General features: G+C 69.0%; 21 protein-coding genes, 4 tRNA genes and 2 riboswitches. Of the genes, 14 read left to right on the top strand and 11 right to left on the bottom strand.

The genetic code is table 11. The annotated features are described in order from the left end of the window. Positions 1-640 precede the first annotated feature (640 nt). Genes MYF83_RS11390 through MYF83_RS11370 form a run of 5 tightly spaced genes read left to right on the top strand, consistent with a single transcriptional unit; the run spans position 641 to position 6157 of the window. A complete protein-coding gene (locus tag MYF83_RS11390; protein ID WP_372500136.1) occupies positions 641-2398 on the top strand; it encodes an ABC transporter substrate-binding protein in 1758 nt (585 codons plus the stop codon). A gap of 57 nt (positions 2399-2455) precedes the next feature. Further along, a complete protein-coding gene (locus MYF83_RS11385; RefSeq protein WP_372500132.1) occupies positions 2456-3451 on the top strand; it encodes an ABC transporter permease in 996 nt (331 codons plus the stop codon). Further along, entirely contained in the window at positions 3448-4332 is an 885-nt protein-coding gene (locus MYF83_RS11380) for an ABC transporter permease (protein ID WP_248960212.1), read from the top strand. The genes MYF83_RS11385 and MYF83_RS11380 overlap by 4 nt, the downstream gene beginning before the upstream one ends. After that, the gene (locus MYF83_RS11375) at positions 4329-5273 is read left to right on the top strand and encodes an ABC transporter ATP-binding protein (RefSeq protein WP_248960211.1); all 945 of its coding nucleotides are present in this window, start codon (positions 4329-4331) and stop codon (positions 5271-5273) included. The genes MYF83_RS11380 and MYF83_RS11375 overlap by 4 nt, the downstream gene beginning before the upstream one ends. Further along, on the top strand, positions 5273-6157 hold the full coding sequence (locus MYF83_RS11370) for an ATP-binding cassette domain-containing protein (protein WP_248960256.1): 885 nt from the start codon (positions 5273-5275) through the stop codon (positions 6155-6157). Before MYF83_RS11375 ends, MYF83_RS11370 begins: the two co-directional genes overlap by 1 nt. Before the next feature lie 172 nt (positions 6158-6329). On the opposite strand, the gene MYF83_RS11365 is transcribed toward MYF83_RS11370, so the two are convergent. The 4 genes from MYF83_RS11365 to MYF83_RS11350 form a co-directional block, all read right to left on the bottom strand. After that, positions 6330-6404 (bottom strand) — tRNA-Val (locus tag MYF83_RS11365). Between the two features lie 17 nt (positions 6405-6421). Further along, a tRNA-Cys gene (locus MYF83_RS11360) sits at positions 6422-6492 on the bottom strand. 32 nt (positions 6493-6524) lie between these two features. Then, positions 6525-6597, bottom strand: a tRNA-Gly gene (locus MYF83_RS11355). 39 nt (positions 6598-6636) lie between these two features. Further along, positions 6637-6843 (bottom strand): hypothetical protein, encoded by a 207-nt coding sequence (locus tag MYF83_RS11350; protein ID WP_248960210.1) that lies wholly within the window; start codon positions 6841-6843, stop codon positions 6637-6639. 24 nt (positions 6844-6867) lie between these two features. Between MYF83_RS11350 and MYF83_RS11345 the strand changes: the two genes are divergently transcribed. Together MYF83_RS11345 and hutH are read left to right on the top strand one after the other, a co-directional pair. Further along, the gene (locus tag MYF83_RS11345; RefSeq protein WP_248960209.1) at positions 6868-7578 is read left to right on the top strand and encodes an ArsR/SmtB family transcription factor; all 711 of its coding nucleotides are present in this window, start codon (positions 6868-6870) and stop codon (positions 7576-7578) included. 57 nt (positions 7579-7635) lie between these two features. Further along, the gene (gene hutH, locus MYF83_RS11340) at positions 7636-9183 is read left to right on the top strand and encodes a histidine ammonia-lyase (RefSeq protein WP_248960208.1); all 1548 of its coding nucleotides are present in this window, start codon (positions 7636-7638) and stop codon (positions 9181-9183) included. A 7-nt stretch (positions 9184-9190) separates the two neighbouring features. Here hutH and MYF83_RS11335 read toward each other — a convergent pair whose 3' ends face one another. Next, positions 9191-10045, bottom strand: a complete 855-nt coding sequence (locus MYF83_RS11335; protein ID WP_372500131.1) for an NAD(P)-dependent oxidoreductase — start codon at positions 10043-10045, stop codon at positions 9191-9193. A 168-nt stretch (positions 10046-10213) separates the two neighbouring features. Between MYF83_RS11335 and MYF83_RS11330 the strand changes: the two genes are divergently transcribed. Both MYF83_RS11330 and MYF83_RS11325 read left to right on the top strand, forming a co-directional pair. Further along, the gene (locus MYF83_RS11330) at positions 10214-11224 is read left to right on the top strand and encodes a chorismate-binding protein (RefSeq protein WP_248960206.1); all 1011 of its coding nucleotides are present in this window, start codon (positions 10214-10216) and stop codon (positions 11222-11224) included. Between the two features lie 279 nt (positions 11225-11503). Beyond that, positions 11504-12334, top strand: a complete 831-nt coding sequence (locus MYF83_RS11325) for an aminotransferase class IV (protein WP_248960205.1) — start codon at positions 11504-11506, stop codon at positions 12332-12334. A 26-nt stretch (positions 12335-12360) separates the two neighbouring features. Here MYF83_RS11325 and MYF83_RS11320 read toward each other — a convergent pair whose 3' ends face one another. Next, the gene (locus tag MYF83_RS11320) at positions 12361-13782 is read right to left on the bottom strand and encodes an LVIVD repeat-containing protein (RefSeq protein ID WP_248960204.1); all 1422 of its coding nucleotides are present in this window, start codon (positions 13780-13782) and stop codon (positions 12361-12363) included. A gap of 99 nt (positions 13783-13881) precedes the next feature. On the opposite strand from MYF83_RS11320, the gene MYF83_RS11315 reads away from it, so the two are divergent. Then, a complete protein-coding gene (locus tag MYF83_RS11315) occupies positions 13882-14514 on the top strand; it encodes a DUF305 domain-containing protein (protein ID WP_248960203.1) in 633 nt (210 codons plus the stop codon). 131 nt (positions 14515-14645) lie between these two features. On the opposite strand, the gene MYF83_RS11310 is transcribed toward MYF83_RS11315, so the two are convergent. Further along, entirely contained in the window at positions 14646-15059 is a 414-nt protein-coding gene (locus tag MYF83_RS11310; protein ID WP_248960202.1) for an SsgA family sporulation/cell division regulator, read from the bottom strand. A gap of 443 nt (positions 15060-15502) precedes the next feature. Here MYF83_RS11310 and MYF83_RS11305 point away from each other — a divergent pair. Then, positions 15503-15574, top strand: a tRNA-Val gene (locus tag MYF83_RS11305). A gap of 69 nt (positions 15575-15643) precedes the next feature. Here MYF83_RS11305 and MYF83_RS11300 read toward each other — a convergent pair. The 3 genes from MYF83_RS11300 to MYF83_RS11290 form a co-directional block, all read right to left on the bottom strand. Continuing rightward, a complete protein-coding gene (locus tag MYF83_RS11300) occupies positions 15644-16285 on the bottom strand; it encodes an IS3 family transposase (protein WP_248960255.1) in 642 nt (213 codons plus the stop codon). Positions 16286-16287: 2 nt separating this feature from the next. Beyond that, positions 16288-16512 (bottom strand): hypothetical protein, encoded by a 225-nt coding sequence (locus tag MYF83_RS11295; RefSeq protein ID WP_248960201.1) that lies wholly within the window; start codon positions 16510-16512, stop codon positions 16288-16290. Between the two features lie 301 nt (positions 16513-16813). Then, complete coding sequence (locus tag MYF83_RS11290) at positions 16814-17515, bottom strand: hypothetical protein (protein ID WP_248960200.1); 702 nt, start codon at positions 17513-17515, stop codon at positions 16814-16816. On the opposite strand from MYF83_RS11290, the gene MYF83_RS11285 reads away from it, so the two are divergent. Next, on the top strand, positions 17498-17719 hold the full coding sequence (locus MYF83_RS11285) for a hypothetical protein (protein ID WP_248960199.1): 222 nt from the start codon (positions 17498-17500) through the stop codon (positions 17717-17719). The genes MYF83_RS11290 and MYF83_RS11285 overlap by 18 nt on opposite strands. A 205-nt stretch (positions 17720-17924) precedes the next feature. After that, entirely contained in the window at positions 17925-18197 is a 273-nt protein-coding gene (locus tag MYF83_RS11280; RefSeq protein WP_248960198.1) for a hypothetical protein, read from the top strand. A 69-nt stretch (positions 18198-18266) separates the two neighbouring features. Here the strand turns inward: MYF83_RS11280 and MYF83_RS11275 are convergent, their stop codons facing one another. Next, the gene (locus tag MYF83_RS11275) at positions 18267-19229 is read right to left on the bottom strand and encodes a DUF3293 domain-containing protein (protein ID WP_248960197.1); all 963 of its coding nucleotides are present in this window, start codon (positions 19227-19229) and stop codon (positions 18267-18269) included. A 50-nt stretch (positions 19230-19279) separates the two neighbouring features. Then, positions 19280-19388: riboswitch (SAM riboswitch) on the bottom strand. 81 nt (positions 19389-19469) lie between these two features. Then, positions 19470-19587: riboswitch (SAM riboswitch) on the top strand. Positions 19588-19632: 45 nt separating this feature from the next. Here MYF83_RS11275 and MYF83_RS11270 point away from each other — a divergent pair. Continuing rightward, a complete protein-coding gene (locus tag MYF83_RS11270; protein WP_248960196.1) occupies positions 19633-20103 on the top strand; it encodes a DUF3293 domain-containing protein in 471 nt (156 codons plus the stop codon). Positions 20104-20268: the final 165 nt, after the last annotated feature.

Below are 20268 nucleotides of genomic sequence, written 5' to 3'. Positions count from 1 at the left end.
CCCCGGCCTAGTGACCGATACGCACGCGTGGCCGCCGAAGTTCACCTGGCGGAGGATGTGATCGGGAAACGCCGGCCGGGAGCTCGGCCGCGGTGACGTCGTCCCGCTGCCGCGGCCGGAGATACCTCCGATCAACTCCCTGTTCTTCGCGTCCCGGCCCGGCCCTATGAGGATAGAAACTTAACCGGTTAGCCTGATGCGCTTGCCATGTAATCTCGTTTCGCGGCGCGCGGGATCGACGCGCCGGATCGCGCCCGCGGCCGGCGGCAACGACCGGATACATCGGATCACCCTGCCAATAACGGCGTGCGCCGCACCCGGCGGGATGTCTCGAACACGTCACAGCTATTGACGGGCACGACATCTGAAATTTACGTTCGGCTCTACTTATCCGGTTAATCACAGCCTGCTCGGAAGGCTCGGCGACGCGTCGTGGACGGCTGCTCCATGCCGTGCGGCGTGCATAGGTAGGGAGCGTGAGCGATCGCCATTGGGAGCGCTCCCAAACCCCCGAACCGCGTGAGCGATCGCTCCTGGGAGCGCTCTCGCAACCCACGTTCCATCCCTCGGATCGAATCCATCGGAGCCCAGAAGGAAGTTCGAACCCTCCGCGATCGGTCGCGGAGGAAGGAGAAGAATGATGCGAAACCGAGCGCGGTTCTTGATCCCGCTCGTGGTGGCCGGTCTGGTCGCCGCGGCCTGTTCGAGCGGCGGTTCCACGCCCCCCACTCAAGGCTCCAACGCGGCGAGCGCGCCCGCCGCCGGTCCGGCGAACCCCAACTCGCTGCCCCGGAACGAGACGCTCTACACGAGTGGCACGCAGTGGGGCCCGCCGGCCAACTTCAACCCGATCCGGGAGTGGGACTCCGCGACGGGAACCAAGGGGCTCGCCTACGAGACGCTCTTCCACTTCGACCCGAACGCGGGCAAGCTCACCCCGTGGCTGGCCGAGAGCGGCTCGTGGACCGACGAGACGACCTACGAGCTCAAGCTCCGCAAGGGCGTCACCTGGTCGGACAAGCAGCCCTTCACGGCCAAGGACGTCGTCTTCACCTTCGAGCTCGGCAAGATGAAGACGATCCCCTACGCGAACATCTGGAACTGGCTGAAGAGCGCGGAGGCCGTCGACGACCAGACGGTGAAGTTCACCTTCTCCAAGGCCAACTACCAGGAGTGGGACTTCAACCTGTACGGCAGGGCGATAGTGCCGCAGCACGTGTGGAGCGGCCGTTCCGAGGAGGACGTGCTCAACGGCGTCAACGAGAACCCGGTAGCCACCGGTGCCTACAAGTACCTCAGCCACGACCAGGATCGCGTCGCCTGGGTGAAGCGTGACGACTGGTGGGGCAAGACCGCTCTGGGCATGGACCCCAAGCCCAAGTACATCGTCGACATCGTCAACTCCAGCAACGAGGTGGCGATGGGCCTGCTGCTGCAGAAGGGCCTCGACCTCAGCAACAACTTCCTGCCCGGCGCGGCGAACCTCGTCAAGGGCAACTTCGGCATCTCGACCTACTACCCCGAGCCGCCGTACATGCTCTCGGCGAACACGGCGTGGCTGGTGCCGAACACGACCAAGAAGCCGCTGGACGACCCGGCCTTCCGCAAGGCCCTCGCGAACTCGATCGACACCAAGAAGATCGTCGAAGGCGTCTACGGGAACCTCGTCAAGGCCGCGAACCCGACCGGACTGCTGCCCCAGTGGGACAAGTACATCGACCAGAACGTGGTGAGCCAGAACGGCTTCGGCTATGACAAGGACAAGGCCAAGAAGCTGCTCGCCGACGCCGGCTACAAGGACCGCGACGGCGACGGGTTCGTGGAGAACAAGGACGGCTCCAAGATCAACCTGAGCCTCATCGTCCCCTCCGGCTGGACCGACTGGATGGAGGCCATCCGGGTCATCGCCGCCAGCGCCAAGGAGTCGGGGATCGCCATCACGCCCGACTTCCCGGACTTCAACGCCCTGGTCGAGAAGCGCGGCTCCGGCAAGTTCGACCTCGTGATCAACAACGAGCGCCAGCTGTCGAACTCCCCCTGGACCTACTACGAGTACGTCTTCCAGCTCCCGATCCAGAAGGTGCAGAACACGGTCAACTTCGGCCGGTACGAGAACAAGAAGGCCTGGGATCTGGTGCAGAAGCTCGACCAGGTCAAGGCCGACGACGTCGAGGGCATGAAGGCGCTCACCTCCCAGCTCCAGAAGATCCAGCTGGAGGAGATGCCGAACATCCCGCTCTGGTACAACGGCCTGTGGTCGCAGGTCAGCAGTGCCATGTGGAAGAACTGGCCGACGTCGGCGGCCGGCACGCCGAAGTCCGCACCCGCGATGTGGCGTAACTGGATGGAGCTGGGCGGCTTCGAGACGATCACGCGGCTGCAGCCCGCCACTCCCTGACCGGACGCCATCCGCCCCCTCCCGGGTCACCGGGAGGGGGCTTTCTGGAGATGATTCGTGCGCCAATACTTCGGCAGGAAGCTGCTCATCTACGGCCTGACGTTCTTCATGGCCGTCACGATCAACTGGATGATCCCCCGGTTCATGCCCGGCGATCCCGTGGCCGGCATGCTGGCCCGGGCGCGGGTGACGCAGCCGGAGGCCGTGGAGGCCATGCGGGCCTACTACACGAACCTGTTCGGCTTCGACCTGCCCATCTGGAAGCAGTACCTCAACTTCTGGGCCGCGCTGCTGCACGGCGACTTCGGGATCAGCGTCTGGGTGTTCCCGACCCCCGTGTCCACCGTCATCCTCGGCGCGGTGCCGTACACCCTGGCGTTGATGATCCCGGCCGTGCTGTTGAGCTGGGTGGTAGGCAACCGGCTCGGCGCGTACGCGGCCCGGCGCAAGCTGCTGGACAACTCGGTGCTGCCGATCGGCTACGTGCTGACGGCCATGCCGTACATGTGGCTCGCGGTGATCCTGGCCTGGGGGCTGGGCGTCGTGGCGGGCATCTTCCCGGTGGCCGGCGGCTACAGCTTCGCCATGCGGCCGAACTGGTCGTGGGAGTTCCTCGGGGACCTGGCGCTGCACTGGACGCTGCCGTTCGCCTCCCTGTTCCTGGTCGCGCTCGGTGGCTGGGCGATCGGCATGCGAAATATGATCATTTATGAGCTTGAATCGGACTATTCCAACTACCTGGCCGCGCTGGGAGCGCCGCAGCGGCTCATCCGCAGGTACGCGTTCCGCAACGCGGTCCTCCCGCAGATCACCGGTCTGGCGCTGCAGCTGGGCGTTCTGGTCGCGGGCGCCCTCGTGACCGAGATCGTCTTCTCCTACCCGGGGCTGGGCAGCCTCATCCTCAAGGCGATCCAGAACCAGGACCTCTTCCTGCTGCAGGGGACGTTCCTCTTCATCGTCCTCGGCGTGCTGATCGCGAACTTCATCATCGACGTCGTCTATGTCGTGGTCGATCCGCGCACCAGGGCGGGAATGGCCGGTGCCGCCGCATGACCACCATCGACACGGCGCTGCCGCAGACGCCGACGGCCGTCCGGCGCGAGGCACTCTACTTCGCGCTGCGCAACGGCAAGCTGCTCGTCGGGCTCGGCGTCATCCTCATCCTGCTCGGCACCGCGGTGATCGGCCCGGTCCTGCTCGGCCGGGCCGCGAACGACTACGTCGGCCTGCCCATGCAGTCGCCCTCGTCCGAATACTGGTTCGGCACCAACACCTTCGGCCAGGACATCTTCGTCCAGTTCGTGTACGGGCTGCGCACCACCTTCGAGGTGGGCGCCCTCGGCGGAGGGATAGCCGCGGTCATCGGCATGGCGGTGGGCTTCATCGCGGGCTACCGGGGCGGCATGGTGGACGAGGTGCTGAACATGCTCACCAACATCATCCTGGTCATCCCCACCCTCGCCGTGCTGCTGATCATCAACGCCTACCTCGGCATCCGCAGCGTCGGCGTGCAGGCCCTGTTCATCGGCCTGACCTCCTGGCCGTGGGCGGCGCGGGCCATCAGGGCTCAGACCTTCTCGCTGCGCACGCGGGACTTCGTGGACCTCGCCAGGCTGAGCGGCATGCCCAGCAGGAAGATCATCCTGCGGGAGATCGCGCCGAACATGAGCTCCTACCTGTTCATGACCTTCATCCTGCTGTTCGGCGGATCGATCCTGATCGCCTCCTCACTCGACTTCATCGGGCTCGGCCCGACCGAGGGTGTGTCGCTCGGGCTGATGCTGCAGAACGCGCACCAGTGGAGCGCGCTGCATCTCGGGCTGTGGTGGTGGTTCATCCCGCCGGGCGCCGGGATCACCGCGGTGGTCGGTGCCCTGTACGTCGCGAACGTCGGCCTCGACGAGGTCTTCAACCCGAAACTGAGGGAGACATGAGTCTCACGGTCACCGACCTCAAGGTGTACTACCGGACCTTGAAGGGTGAGGTGAAGGCGCTCGACGGGATCTCGTTCTCGGTCGCGGACAACGAGATCCTCGGCCTGGCGGGGGAGTCCGGCTGCGGCAAGACCACCCTCGGCAAGGGCCTCATCCGCATGGACGGCCGGATGAAGCACATCGGCGGCACCGTCGAACTCGACGGCGAGACGCTCCCGATCGGGGATGACGCCCGTATGAACCCCTACCGGTTCCACAAGGTCTCGCTGATCCCGCAGTACTCCATGAGCGCCATGAACCCGACCCGGAAGATCGGGAAGATGGTCGGCGAGCTGGTCAGGTCGCGGGGGGTGAAACTGGACCGCGACGAGTTGCACGCGCGCCTCGACCAGGTCTCGCTGCCCCGCGAGGTGCTCGACCGGTACCCGATCGAGTTGTCCGGCGGCATGAAGCAGCGCATGGTGATGGTGATCTCCACGTTGCTCAACCCGTCGCTGCTCATCGCCGACGAGATCACCTCGGCGCTGGACGTGTCCACGCAGAAGGCGGTGGCCAAGGCGCTGGTCGGGTTCCGCGACGCGGGCTTCGTGAAGAGCATGATCTTCATCACGCACGACATCTCGCTGACCTATCAGATAGCCGACACGATCATGGTGATGTACGCCGGGAAGCTGGCCGAGAAGGCCCCGGCGCACACGATCGTCAGCGCGCCACGGCACCCGTACGCCCAGCTGCTGATCAACTCGCTACCGGAAGTCGGCGTGCGGTACGCCGACAAGAGGCTCTCCGGCATCCCGGGCAGCCCGCCCTCGTTGCTCGACCCGCCCTCGGGCTGCCGGTTCAGGGACCGCTGCCCCCTCGCGTTCGCCAAGTGCGCCGAGGAGGAGCCACCGGCGGTCGAGGTCGAGCCCGATCACTTCGTCGCCTGCTGGAAGGCATGATGCTCGAACTTCATGACGTCACGAAGGTCTACAAGGTGGGAGCCTTCGGCGGCAAGACCATGACCGCCGTCGATGGCGTGAGCTTCGACGTCGGCACCGGCGAGGTCGTCTCCCTCATCGGGGAGAGCGGCAGCGGCAAGACCACGATCGGCAGGATGATCCTCGGCCTCACCTCCCTCACCTCGGGGTCGATCACCCTCGACGGCGCCCCGGTGAAGCCCGGCAAGGCCTACTACCGCAGCGTCCAGGGGGTCTTCCAGGACCCGTTCAGCTCCTACAACCCGGTGTTCAAGGCCGACCGCGTGCTTCGGATGATCAAGGAGCAGTACTTCCCTTCGGTGCCGGACTGGGACGATCGCGTCGAGGAGGCACTGGCGGCGGTCCGCCTCAATCCGGGTCAGGTGCTCGACAAGTTCCCGCACCAGCTCAGCGGTGGCCAGCTCCAGCGCCTGCTCATCGCGCGGGCACTGCTGCTGGAGATCAAGCTGCTGGTCGCCGACGAGATCACCAGCATGCTCGACGCCTCCACCCGCATCGACGTGCTGAACCTGCTCGCCGACCTCAAGGCCCGGGGGCTCGGCGTCCTGTACATCACCCACGACCTGTCGCTGGGCAACTACCTCGCCGAGCGCACGGTCGTGCTGCGCCACGGGACGGTGGTCGAGATGGGACTGACCGAGAAGGTCTTCGGCGACCCGCTGCACCCGTACACCCGGCAACTGCTGTCAGCGGTACCCCGGCTGGGCTCGCCGTGGGAGGAGGCGGCCCCGGCCGACGGCTGCCTCTACCACCAGAAGGGCGCGACCGGCAGGCTCCTTGCGGCCGACGAGGGCCACTTCGTGGCGTGCGCCGGACTCGACGACTGCGGCGGCCCCGCCGCTTGAGGCCGTCCGCCGCCTTCTCGGTGATCCAGGTCTCTCGCCGTCGTCCGGCTCGACGGTGAGGGGCCGGCCGTCGAGGGCGCGGAAGACGCGTCGCGGTCGATGACCTGGGGAGGAGCGGGGCGGGGTCGATCGGGAAACGAAGAATCCCCAGGCGTCTGACCTGGGGATTCTGTGGTGGGCGATACTGGGATTGAACCAGTGGCCTCTACCGTGTCAAGGTAGCGCTCTCCCACTGAGCTAATCGCCCGCGTTGCGGTGGAACAGAGGTGGAGACGGGATTTGAACCCGTGTACGCGGCTTTGCAGGCCGCTGCCTCGCCTCTCGGCCACTCCACCGGGCGAGGCCTCGTCGCGGCAAGGCCTCTCCGAGCGGACGACGGGATTCGAACCCGCGACCCTCACCTTGGCAAGGTGATGCTCTACCAGCTGAGCCACGTCCGCGTGATCGGCCGGTGAACACCCGGCCTCACGCAGAGAACTCTAGCGAATTCCGGCCAACTCCCCAAACCGAAGCCCGCCGACCCGCTCGGCGTACCAGGTGATCCCCGCCACATGTTCGGCGATGCGCCGCAGCGTCCAGCCGGGGTCGCGGGGGAGATCACAGGCGCCTGTGCCGGCGGCCGCGTACCGGTGCAGGTAGCAGCGGCCGAGCCGCCTCCAGCGCGAACGGGCCGGGTGTCCGTCCATGCTTCGATCCTGGTGCAACCATGGTTGGGCTACCGTCGAAGCATGGTCGCCGAGCACGTCGCCAACGACGCCGATATCGCCAAGGTCGCCGCACTGATCGCCGACCCGACCCGGGCCGCCGTCCTCACCGCGCTGCTGGACGGCCGCGCGCTCGCGGCCGGGGAGCTCGCCCGGCTCGCGGGGGTGAGCCCGGCCACGGCGAGCTCCCACCTGGCCAGGTTGCTGGCCGGCGGGCTGGTGACCGTGGCCACGCAGGGCCGCCATCGCTACTACCGGCTGTCCGGCCCAGAGGTGGCCGAGGTGCTGGAGGTGCTGGCCCGGGTCAGCCCGCGCCCGGCCGTACGCTCGCTGCGCCAGTCCCGGCAGGCCCGGCTGCTGGAGGAGGCGCGCACCTGTTACGACCACCTGGCCGGACGGGCCGGAGTCGAGCTGCTGACCCACCTGGTCGAGGCCGGGCACCTGGTCGGGCAGGACGCCTTCGAGCTGACCGCGGCGGGCGAGGCGGCCCTGGCGGAGCTGGGCGTCGACGTCGCCGCGGCGCGGGCCTCCCGGCGCAGGTTCGCGCCCGCGTGCCTCGACTGGACCGAGCGCCGGCCGCACCTGGCGGGCGCCCTCGGCGCGGCGGTCACCAGGTCGCTGCTGGAGCGCGACTGGTACCGGCGGGGATCGGCGAGGCGGGTGCTGGAGGTGACGGACCTGGGACGAAAGGGCCTGGCCGCGATGTTCTCCTATTAAGGGGCTGTAAGGGGCTAACATGCGATATGCCAGTTACCTAAGCGAGAGAGTGACACCATGCGCGACAGCGAGGTCGTGGAGATCGGTCCGGAGCCGCTGAGTTTCGCCGACGTCATCAGGGTCGCCCGGCACGGCGCCGCCGTGCGCCTCACCGACGAGGCGGTCGCGGCCATGGCCAGGGCCCGGGCGCGCGTCGAGGAGCTCGCCGAGAGCCCCACTCCCGCCTACGGTGTCTCGACCGGATTCGGCGCGCTCGCCACCCGGCACATCGACCCGCAGCTGCGCGCGCAGCTGCAGCGTTCCCTGGTCCGCTCGCACGCCGCCGGGTCGGGTCCGGAGGTGGAGACCGAGGTCGTCCGGGCCATGATGCTGCTTCGCCTGCACACCCTCGCCACCGGGCACACCGGGGTCCGGCCGTCCACCGCGCGGGCCCTTGCGGGGCTGCTCAGCACGGGGATCACCCCGGTCGTGCACGAGTACGGGAGCCTCGGCTGCTCCGGCGACCTGGCCCCGCTGTCCCACGTCGCCCTCGCCCTGATGGGGGAGGGGCCGGTACGCGACCGCGCCGGCGAGCCCGCCAGCGCCGCCGAGGCGCTGAAGCGCGCCGGTCTCGAGCCGGTCGAGCTGGCCGCCAAGGAGGGCCTCGCCCTGATCAACGGGACCGACGGCATGCTCGGCATGCTGGTGCTCGCCCTGGACGATCTGGCGCGGCTGCTCAAGACCGCCGACCTCAGCGCGGCGATGAGCGTGGAGGCGTTGCTCGGCACCGATCGAGTGTTCGCGCCCGAGTTGCAGGCCCTGCGCCCCCATCCCGGCCAGGCCGCCTCCGCCGCCAACCTGCGGGCGCTCCTGCGCGACTCGGGGATCATGGCCTCGCACCGGGACGACTCGTGCACCCGCGTGCAGGACGCCTACTCGCTGCGCTGCGCGCCCCAGGTCGCCGGCGCGGCCCGGGACACCGCCGCGCACGCCGCCACGGTGGCGGGCCGGGAGCTGGCCTCCGCCGTCGACAATCCCGTGGTGCTCGACGACGGCCGGGTCGAGTCCAACGGCAACTTCCACGGCGCCCCGGTGGGCTACGTGCTGGACTTCCTCGCCATCGCCGTGGCCGACGTCGCCTCGATGGCCGAGCGGCGTACCGACCGGATGCTGGACGTCGCGCGCAGCCATGGCCTGCCCGCCTTCCTCGCCGACGACCCGGGCGTCGACTCCGGGCACATGATCGCCCAGTACACCCAGGCGGCGATCGTGTCGGAGCTGAAGCGCCTCGCCGTCCCGGCGAGCGTCGACTCGATCCCGAGCTCGGCGATGCAGGAGGACCACGTCTCCATGGGCTGGTCGGCCGCCCGCAAGCTGCGGCGCTCGATCGACGGGCTCACGCGCGTGCTGGCCATCGAGATCCTGACCGCCGCGCGGGCGATCGACCTGCGCCGGCCGCTGCGGGCCGCCCCCGCGACCGGCGCCGTGGTCGCCGCCCTGCGCCAGGAGGTGCCGGGGCCGGGGCCGGACCGGTTCCTCGCCCCGGAGGTCGAGTCGGTCGTGCGGCTGGTCGGCGACGGCACGCTGCTCACCGCCGCCGAGTCGGTCACCGGCCCGCTCGCCTGAGCCGCGCTCACTCCGCCGGTTCGCCGTCGCGCGCTCCCAGATCCCCCTGGCGGGTCGTGGCGCGCAGCGTGGGGGAGGTGAGGATGGCCGTGAGGTCGCTGTCACCGAGGCCTGCCCGCGCGGCCTCGTCGAGGCGCTCGCGTGCCGCGGCCGCGATGGTCTGCGTCTCGTGGGCGGCCAGGGTCAGGTCCTTGGCGGCCAGGCCGAGGGCGTAGCGGGTCTCGGCGGGCCCGTCCAGGGCGGCGGGCCGCAGGCGCTCCGCCAGCGGTGCGAGCGGCGTCGCGGACAGCACCTCCAGCAGCGCGACGCGGTCGACGCCGCGGGCGGCCGCGTAGGCCAGCGCCTCGGCGATCAGCACCTGGGCGGGGACCAGCGTGCTCATCACCGCCAGCTTCAGCGCCGCGCCGGCCCCGAGCGGGCCCGCCTCGCGGACGGTGCCGAAGACGGCCAGGACGTCACGGCAGCGCGCGAGGTCGGCGTCCGACCCGCCGGCCAGCACCGTCAGCGTGCCCTGGGCGGCCGGCTGGACGCTGCCGAGCACGGGAGCGTCCACCAGTCCGACGCCGCCGGGGAGCAGCGAGCGGAGGCGCGAGACCGCCTCCGGCCCGATGGTGGACATCTCCACCACCAGCGAGCCGGGCCGTGGCGCCGCCGCCTCCAGGACCTCCTCGACGGCCGCCGGGTCGCGCAACATGGTGATGACCAGGCCGGCGTCCGCGACGGCCTCGGCGGGCGAGGCGGCGGTCGCGGCGCCCGGCACCGCACGGGGCGTACGGTTCCACACCGTCACGTCGTGCCCGGCGTCCACGAGACGGCGGGCCATGGGGGCGCCCATGCGCCCCAGTCCGAGAAATGCGATCACTGTCGCGACGCTATGCCATCCGCCGGGCCGGTCACCAGCGCAAAGATGGCATAGCACCCATTCGGGGGAGGAATGTCGCGAGGCGGACGTGCTCGGCGGCCCGCCGGGGCCGTGCCGGTCGCGCGGAGACGTATTCAGGGCACCCCCAGGTCGCGAGACAATGGAGAGGTGTATTTCGCCCATGTCGGCGGCCGGTGGGCCACCGGGCTGCGGGATGTGACCACCGATCTCGGCGCCCTCGACGGGACCGGCTGGTGGGCCGTCGTGGTCACCTACGAAGGCAAGGTCACCTGTGCCCGCTTCGACGAGGTCCGGCCGGCGCCGCTCCCCGAGCCCACCGGCCCATGGCCCGCGACGCTGGAGTGGACCACCTCGCTCGACCAGCGGGGGTACGAGGACGGCGTGCGGCGGATCCGCGACGAGATCGAGCACGGCGAGGTCTACCAGGCGAACCTCTGCCGGATCCTCACGGCGCGGCTGCCCGCCGGCTCCGACCCGCTCGTGCTGGCGGGACGGCTGGCGCGGGACAACCCGGCGCCCTACGCCGCCACCGTCATGGTGCCCGGCCTGTCGATCGTGTCGGCCTCGCCGGAGCTGTACCTCTCGCGCGAGGGGAACGTCGTCGAGTCCAAGCCGATCAAGGGAACGGGCCTCACCGCCGATGACCTGCTCGACAAGGACCACGCCGAGAACGTGATGATCGTGGACCTGGTGCGGAACGACCTCGGCAGGGTCGCCGAGGTGGGTTCCGTCACAGTTCCCGCCCTGTGCGAGGTCGAGGAGCATCCCGGCCTGGTGCACCTGGTCTCGACCGTACGGGCGACACTGGCTGCGGGGCAGGGCTGGCCGGAACTGTTCGCCGCCACCTTCCCCGCCGGATCGATCAGCGGCGCGCCGAAGTCCTCGGCGCTTCGTATCATCAATGAACTCGAACCTGAGCCCCGGGGGCCGTACTGTGGGGCAGTGGGCTGGGTCGACGCCGACCGGCGCGAGGCCGCGCTGGCCGTGGGCATCCGCACCTTCTGGATCGAGCACGATCTCATCCGTTTCGGCACGGGAGCCGGCATCACCTGGGGCTCCGATCCGCGGCGCGAGTGGCAGGAGACCGAGCTCAAAGCGTCCCGTCTCGTCGCACTCGCCTCCGGGATGCCTGACGCAGCAAGAATGGAGAACCGATAGCTGACATCATCTCCCTCGTGAACGGGGGGGAATCCAACCCTCACGGGCTGGGCTTCCTGCTTCACAGCCAGTCGCCTGCCAGAGAGGACTCTCCTTGAGGTCTTACACCAGCTCTACAGGCGTTTCACCTCTCCGCCAGCCCGGCGGCGAGGGCACTGCTGGTCACGCATTCGGCGGCTTGGTTATCCTCGCCGCCGCACACATTACCGAACTCTGCGGCACCGCGCCGCGCTTCCTTCCCTGCCTGAAGGCGGGGGTTTCCACGCTCAAGGAGCTTTGATGAACGTTCCGGTCTGGGTCAACGGCGAACTGCTCGATCCCACGCAGGCCAGCGTCTCCGTCTTCGACCACGGGCTGATGGTCGGGGACGGTGTGTTCGAGACGATCAAGTGCTTGAACGGCGAGTCGTTCGCCCTCACCCGGCACCTGGACCGGCTGAAGCTCTCAGCCGAGCGCCTCGGCCTGCCCGCGCCCGACGTGGACGCGATCGCCGAGGGCGTGCGCGCCTGCCTGGCGGCGGCGCCGCCGTGGCCGCTCGGCCGCATCCGGGTCACCTACACCAGCGGCAACGGCCCGCTCGGCTCCGACCGCGGCAACCAGGGCACCACCGCCGTGGTGATCGTGGGGGCGCAGGCGCCGTTCCCCGAGAGCGCGGCCGTCACCGTCGTCCCCTGGCCCCGCAACGAGCGCGGGGCGCTCTCGGGGGTGAAGAGCACCTCCTACGGTGACAACGCCAAGGCGCTCGCGTACGCCAAGGAGCGCGGCGGCCAGGAGGCCATCTTCGAGAACCTGGCCGGCAACCTGTGCGAGGGCACGGGCAGCAACATCTTCATTGTCCGCGACGGCCACCTGATCACGCCCACGCTCGCCTCCGGCTGCCTGGCCGGCGTCACGCGCGCCCTGGTGCTCGAGTGGAACGGCGGCGAGGAGGCCGACGTGCCGATCTCGGCGCTGTACGAGGCCGATGAGGCGTTCCTGACCTCCACGACCCGTGACGTCCAGCCGATCCGGCTCGTGGACGACACCGTGCTCCCCGCGACGCCCGGGCCGGTCACCGCCAAGGCGATGCGCGTCTTCGCCGAGCGCAGCGCGGCCGACATCGACCCCTGATCGTCACTCCCGGCGCCTGCCGGTGATCACTCCGGGTAGGACACCTGGGTCTGGGCGTTGAGCTCGGTCACCTTGACCTTCTTCGCCGGGTCGGTGAGGGGGTCGTCGATCGCGATGACGTCCAGGCCCTTGGTGATGTCGCTGGAGTAGATGTAGCCGTTGTAGTAGTACGCCGACCATGATCCGCCAAGCCTCGGCTGCTCCTCGGGGCCGCTGAGGGGGGCGGGGTCGACGTAGGCGATCTCCTTGGGGTGGTCGGCGTCGGTGAAGTCGATCACCGACACGCCGCCCTGGTACCAGGCCTGCACCATGATGGTCTTTCCGGGCACGGGGAGCAGCGAGCCGTTGTGCGCGACGCAGTTCTCGGTCTCCGTCTGGTAGCGAGGGATCTTGAAGAATCCGCGGCGCTCCAGCTTGCGGTCCGCGGTGATGTCGTACACGGCGTCGGCCCCCCGTGTCGGCCCGGTCTTGGCGTCGCACGCCGGGGCCACGCCGCCGCCGAGCTCGTCGGAGAACACGACCCTGCTCGCGTCGTTGCTGAACGTCGCCGAGTGCCAGATCGAGAAGTTCTCGGTGTCGGTGACCTCCTGGAGGACCTTGGGGTTCACCCGGTCCGAGATGTCCATGAGGATGCCGTTCCCGAGGCACGCCCCGGCGGCCAGGTCCTTCTCCGGGTACACCGTGATGTCGTGGCAGCCACTCGTGGCGCCCGGCGTGGTGTCGTCGTCCGCGGCGCCGTCGTGGAACAGCACCGGCTGGGCGACGATCTTCGCCTGAGCGGGGGAGCCGACGGGGACCTCGACGATCGCGATGGAGTCGTGCGGCGGCTTGCAGGTCGTGGACCCGGCGTCCGGCCCGAACGAGGAGACGTACAGGTAGACCTTGCCGGGATCCTTACCGGGCACCAGCGTGTGGGTGTGCGACCCGCACGCTGTGGCGAGGGACTTGAGGTAGCGGGGGTGGGTCTTGTCCGAGATGTCGAAGATCCGGATGCCCTCCCAGCCGCCGTCGGGGTCGGGGCTGCCGCTGCTGTCGCAGGTGTCGCCGTCCCTGGGGTCGTCCACTGAGAGGAACAGCAGGTTCCCGGTGACCGAGATGTCGTTCTGGCCGCCAGGGCAGGCGACCCGGGTGACCACCTTCGGCTTGGCCGGGTCGCTGATGTCGTGGATCGTGAAGCCCTCGTAGTTGCCGACGAAGGCGTAGTTGCCCTGGAAGGCCAGGTCGGTGCCGATGGCCTCCTCGCCGTCGAACGGCGCGGAGAGCGGGACGTTCGCCACGATCCTCGCGTTGGCGCTGTGCCGGGCGTCGGAGGCGGATGCGGATGCGGACGGCGGGGCGCCGGGCGACTCGCGGGAGGCGGCGGGGGCGGAGGGCTGCGGGCCGCCGGAACAGGCCCCCAGAAGCAGGACCGCGCCCGCCGCAGACGCCATCGCACCGATTCGCCGCATGCCCACAATGCCCCCGTTGCTCGTCCATATTTGGGAAAGTGCCCCAGTATGGAAGTTATGTCGATCCGGGGCCGCATGTGCAGGGTTTTCGTAACGGTTGTGCTGGCATCGGGGCCGGCCTGCGCGCTCGCCGGCTGCACAAGCGAGGGGCCGCGGACCGGTACGCCCCTGGTCGCCGGCACCGACGCGCCGGTGATCGTCCCGGGCGCGCCCGGCGACCAGGGACGCACGGCGAGGCCCGGCGAGCGGGTCGGCTTGTCGGGTCCAGGACCGTCCGCCACCGACGTGCTGTTCACCCAGCGGATGATCCCCCACCACCGGCAGGCGCTGGAGATGGCCGGCCTCGCCCCCTCCCGCACCTCCAACCGGGGCCTCCGGCGCATCGCCGAGCGGATCGCGGTGGGCCAGCGGCCGGAGATCGACGTGATGTCGCGGTGGCTGCGGTCACTCGGCCGCGCCGCCGGGGACGGCCACGACGACCACGCCGCCACACCGGACCCGGGCGGGTACGGCATGGCGAGCCTCGCGGAGATGAACCGGCTGCGCTCCTCACGCGAGACCGCGTTCGACGCGCTGTTCCTGCGCCTGATGATCAGGCATCACGAGGGGGCCGTGAAGATGGCGGGGGAGGAGCTCTCGGGCGGCACAGACCAGATCATGCGCAAGATGGCCCAGGACATGGCCTCCGGGCAGCGCGTGGAGATCGGCAGGATGCGGAAACTGATGAGATAGGGCTTCGTGGCTTCCCGGCCCCACGGCTCGTGGCTTCACAGCCCTTTGGCTTCACGGCCTCACGGTGGGCCCGCCGGGCGCGCCTTACCGCCTGCCGGTCGGAGGCGGTGCAAAAGCGGGCGAGGAGTCGGTCAGGAACTCCACAGCATGTTGGTCAGCTCTTCGTCCAGGTCCATGAAGTCGGTCTCACGGCCGGCGGAGACCAGCTCGTAGGTGCGGTGCAGGAACTCGGTCAGCGGCGGCAGCGGGACCTCGAACAGCGCCTGCCCGAAGGGCGAGGTGAGGCTGATGTTCAGCGTGCGCTCGCCGTCCGCCCGCGCCGGCCACACCTGGACGTCGCCGTCGCCGACCCGCCGGACGATGCCGACGGTCAGCAGCTCGCGGGCGAAGATCCACTCGACCGGCTCGTCGTTCCCCACGTGGAAGGCCATCCTGATGGCGTACGGGTCGTCGGCCGTATAGCTCAGGCCGGCGAGGAGGGGGACGGTCGTACGGTCGGGGACCACAAGTCGAAGGCCCAGCTCGGCAGAGACGGTGGCGTTCATCGTCAGCCAAACCTTTCGTCGGTGGGTCCCCTGCGCGGGGCTTGGGTTGCGGTGCTCTGAAGGACTTCGCTCGGAGCTGTGTCTGCGAAACGAAGAGACCTGCAGGAGAGATTCCGCTCCTGGGCCCTTCTGTAACGCATATCACAGCGCGACATTTGTGCCTCTACCTGGTCAAACATCGCTTAGAGGTGCGTGTTTGCAAGGGTTTTGCGCGTCGATCCTGCCGTCCTTCGGTGCATCTGCGGGTGTCTCGGGGTAAAGATCATAAGTGGTGCGATTCGGATGAGTATGGGGCATGACGATGCTATGACAACAGGGCGCCACGCCGCCGGACTCCGGCCAACCTTTCCTTCCGGATCCTCGGCCCGCTTCGCCAGGAGCCCTCGGAGTGAGGTATGGTTTTCCCCGTCGGCAAGCCCTCCGAGCGAGGGTCCGGCACTGGAGGGCGATTAGCTCAGCGGGAGAGCGCTTCGTTCACACCGAAGAAGTCACTGGTTCGATCCCAGTATCGCCCACCCAGCTCAAAGGCCGCTCCCCTTTCGGGGAAGCGGCCTTTTTGATCTTCCGAGTGACCAACTGAGTGACTAGGCTCCGTCGTCGACGTTCGGGAAGATCCGGTCCATCGCTTCGGCTTCCGAGCCGCGATCGGAGTGGAAGATCACCCCGTCCACGTCGCCGCCCCGTGTCGCGACGGCCATCTGCAACGACGCCACCGTCAACGCGGCGTCGTGGTGCTCGGACATGGCGAAACCGAGCAGCCGGCGGGAGAACAGGTCCTCCACCGTGGCCAGGTAGAGCGGCCCCTCGCCGGTGTGGATCATCGTCCCGTCGCCCACCCACAGCACATCCGGCGCGACCGCCGTGAACTTCCGCCTGACCAGGTCCGGCGCAGCGGCCCGCCTACCCTGACGGGTCAAAGACCGCGGCCTCTTGGGCGTGCGCCCGGCCAGGCCGAGCTCGACCATCCGCGGAGCGACCGTGTTCTCCGACACCCGCCAACCCACCTCCCGCAAGTCACGAGCGATCCGCGGGGACCCGTAGGTGCCGCCAGAGGCGGTGAAGTGCTTGCCAATCTCCTCATCCAAGCGGGCGCGCCGCTGTTCCCGCGCGGTCGGGGTACGTGTCTTCCACTTGTAGAACCAGGAGGGCGACACTCCCAGCGCCCGGCAAGAGATCTCGTGAGGAACACCGTGTTCGGTCCTCTGGGACGCGATGAAAGCCGCCACGATCAACGGCCCATCGAGTCCTTCACCCACAGGACCACGGATCGTTTGAGAACATCGCGCTCCATCTTCAGCTCGGCGCGCTCCTTGTCCCAGGCCGCCTTCTCCCTGGCGTACTCGCGGGCCATCTCGGCCTTCTGCCGACGCAGCCGCGCCAGCTCCTCGCGTTCGGACTCGCTCAGCTTCCCGCCTCCGCCATCACCGCTGTTGTCCTCCGCAAGCCGATCCATCTGCACCCAGTTATAAGAACCGCGCTTCCGATAGCGGCGGCGAACATTTCGCGAGCTTCCCCGATGTTGAGGTTCGGCTGCTCTCGCGGGCTGGTGCTCAATATCGTGTCCGATCTTCTAGAGGGGGCGGTTGTGACGGATGTTGGGGGGCTTGGGGATCTACGCGGTCAGCCGGTTGAGACGCCCGGCAAGGTGGCCGAGGTCCAGGGCGGGAATTGGTCGTGCCATTCGCCGACCTGGACCTCGTGAACTCCCTTGCCCGCTTCGGGGCGAGAAGGGAACGGTCAGCGCGCAAGGTCCCTCAGCGGCCCTTCCCAGGTTCGGGCCAGATGAGGCGTGCCAGCGATTCCGGGTAGCCGTCGGCCGTCAGCAGCGCGCGGATCGCATCCTTGAGCAGAGGGTCGTTGGACTCAAGGTCCTCGTCGGGAAGGGTCCTGAGCGCCGGAGACAGCACGGACAGGCTGATGAGCGCGCAGCGAAGGTCATCGAGCGCCAGCGGGTGTCCGGGCTGGGTGAAGAATTTCTGCCTGCTGCTGATCAGGTCGGTGCAGCGCCTGCAGATGTCCGCCATGAAATCGCGGACCCCGTACTCCCAGCAGATGGTGCATGCCCTGCGCTGAGCTCCCGATTCCTGGGCTTTCCTCCAGATGCCGGGGCTCGTCATGGCAACGCCGCCGGGAAATCCGGTCCCCAGGTAGGGCGGACGCCGGGCCGGAAACTCCCCAAGGGCGGGCGGCTTGACAGGGCTCTTCGGGCCGATGCCCCAGCGAATCCGCTCCCACTTCTCATCGGACGGTGAAGGATCACCGCGCCATTGATGAAGCAGGAATCCGACGATCAGAGCGCCGGCGTGCGGGTCGAGGGCCTCCCGCCGCCAGTCGCGGCGATCAGGCGATGCCCACGGCCAGACGTTGGTCAGGCCGCGAGATGCCCGTAGGAACTTCACGACTCTGCCGCAGGTGTCCTTCAGGGCATCGTCACGCCGATGATCGAGCCGGTCCACACGCCCGCCGTCATGGAGGACGATCCGGCAGTACCTCCTCCCGCAGGGGACGAGGGCCTCGTGGTCACCGCCGAGCCAGCTCCAGAGCTCTTTCGGTGGCAGGTCGAGCAGGTCGTCGGCCTCATCGGCAGGGATCGCACGTCTCCCGTGGTCGTGCCAGCGGAGCAGCGCAAGCGGGGCGACTGCGTCGGCGGGGATGAGTGATCGGGAATCGGGCACGGTGCACCTCTGGAGTCCGTCTGGACCAAGCTCGCAGGCCTCATCGTGGGTCAGGCCGGTGAGCGCGAATGCCGGGGTCGCGCGGCCAGGCTCGCCATACTCGGCCGGCCAGGAGCCGTCCGTCCCGGTACCGCCGATGACGTGGATGGGGGTTTCGGCCGGTGCGGGCCGTGCCCCCGAGGCGGTGCCGATGCCGGCGGACACCACCGTGATCCACTGGTGGTCGATCCGGATACGAATGGTCGTCATCGTTTTCCCTTATCGGACGGGGTTCGGGGATCCAGGACTAACGACGGTGCTGCTGGTCGGCGCACGAGCAGCGGCTGCCACTGCACAGGTCGCAGCGTCCGTTGTTGCAGTAGATGCAGGTTCCGTAGCCGTTTCCCATGCGCCAACCCTCTGGTGGCTTAGGTGCGATGAACATATCCACCTGAACCGTCAGGCACAGGTGAAAGTGATGTGAATAGAGTACACAATATATCATGGATTGCTCGTTCGCGGCCAGGCGGGTGTAACGGCTGCGTGAGGACTTTCAGGGCTTACGCGATGCTCGTGGAGGTGTGTCGGGGCGGCGGCCGACTCCGTACCGGCTGGGCACGGCCTGCCGATCCTGAAGGCGGCCGGAGTCGGCTCGCTTGCCCATCGGTCCCTCGGCCGGTCCGCCCAGGCAGGTGTCGCAGCCGAGGGCGGCGAACAAAGAGGTGCGCCGCTCGCTCCAGTCCCTGGCGTACTGCATGGCCCTGCTGATCCACGGCCCGCCGGGGTTGCGGCAGACCTCGTCGCGGACCTCGCCCTTCATCACGCACGGGCGATGGGGCAACCGGGCGACGACGACCGGCTCGCCGGGGCTGAGCGACGCGCCGGTGGCGGTGTCGATAGCGGTGAGCAGCCCAGGGGTCCAGCGCAGCACAGCGGGCTGGCCGAACTCCCGCGCGAGAGCCGTGACCTGGTCTTCGCCCGCTCCGACGATCACGACCGACTGCTCGGCCCAGGCGAAGCCGGGGTGACGGGAGGCGGCCTCGGCCAGGAGGTGCCAGTCGTAGTCGCGCAGGCGCGCGAGCAGAGCCGCGTGCGTGGCCAGGTTCTCATCCAGCCGTCCAGGCCTCCCGCCGGGGTTCCACGCGGTCAGCACGTGGGCGCCCTCGGTGAAGGGGTGGGCGACGATGTCAGCGTCTTTCGGAAGGACGGCCCTCGCGGCTGCCTCATGGACATGCCCGTCCAGGGTGAGGCGCAGGACGCCGCCGGACCATGCCGCGGCCATGTCGGGCTGCTCGATAGGCCGCTTGGCGACCTCGGGTTCGGCTCGCTCGCGCTCTGGAGTGCCGGGGCGGTGGACGTGCCAGCGTGCCCGGCAATGGCGGCATTCGGCGTAGTAGACGCCGGGGTCGGCTTCGGTGATGGGCTCGGCAGCACCCAAACCGACGAGGCTGAAGAAGATGTCGCAGCCGGGGCAGTACTTGTGGCGCCGGGCGTAGGAGTCGCTGGGGACGGTCATGGGCACATCTCCGGAGATCCACGTGGACCCCGGTAACCTGCGGCCCCGGTGATCCGCCGTTCTCCACGCTCCCTGCGTGGAGCGGGTCGTCACCCGGGGCACCCGCAGCGGGCGGGATGCCGTCCAGCGAGCCGGGGCTTGACGCTGGAACTCGTGACCCAGACCGGGACATTAGCGACGCGATCGGGCAATGGTCAATCTCTGGACAGGCGCAGGCGTGGTGTGCCAACATCTGCGCCGGGTCACGAAGCCGATTGCGCCCCTGGACGATCCTCGGCTGGCAACCTCGCCTAACCGCGCAAGGTGCCCTCCAGGGAAGACCTGGCCGCTGCCGGCACGGCAGGGGCAAGCGCGGATCTCCCTGCCCGCGGGGTAAGGGGGTCCCGGAACGACAAGGACCCTCATGACCTCGACCTGGGAGATGTACGGCACCGCGACGGTCCGCTTCTGGCTGGATGACCACGTCCTGGAGTTGACCCCTGCCGCGCCCGGGGTACGCACAGGCGCCACACCCTTCGGCGACGTCACCCTGCACGTGATCACGGGGTTCAACCCGGGCGGCCGCATGGCTGCCGCCGCCGTCAACGCCCGCGCACAAACCGCGCTCGTCGCCGAACTCGACGCGCTCGGCCTGACATGGCGGCCCGCCGTAGGCGGTGACTTCACCGCCGGCCACGCGGAGGACAGCGTCGCCGTGGCCGGTCTCGACGACCGTAAGGCCCGCGCCATCGGCCGCCGCTACGGCCAGGACGCCATCTTCGCCTGGACCCCCGACGCCTGGCACCTGCTGTCCTGCCAGGACGGCCGGACCGCCACGTCCGGCTGGACCACTCGTACATGCTGCGACGGAGGCCGGTGGGACCGGCGTTGGTGAGAAAGGAGCGGGTCTCAGCACATGGCTGACTCAGTGAGTACATCGACGGGTGCCGGTGGCAGAGCTCGTCCGCCAGAGGGAGTGCTAGCGGGGGCGATGGCCCGGCTTCCGTAACTCGGGCCTACTTCACAGCCCTGAAGGGTGTCAAAACTCTGCCGCGAGGTC

It is taken from the genome of Sphaerisporangium perillae (assembly GCF_023276435.1).
GTDB lineage: Bacteria > Actinomycetota > Actinomycetes > Streptosporangiales > Streptosporangiaceae > Sphaerisporangium > Sphaerisporangium perillae.
This window is presented reverse-complemented; position numbering and strand designations above follow the sequence as displayed.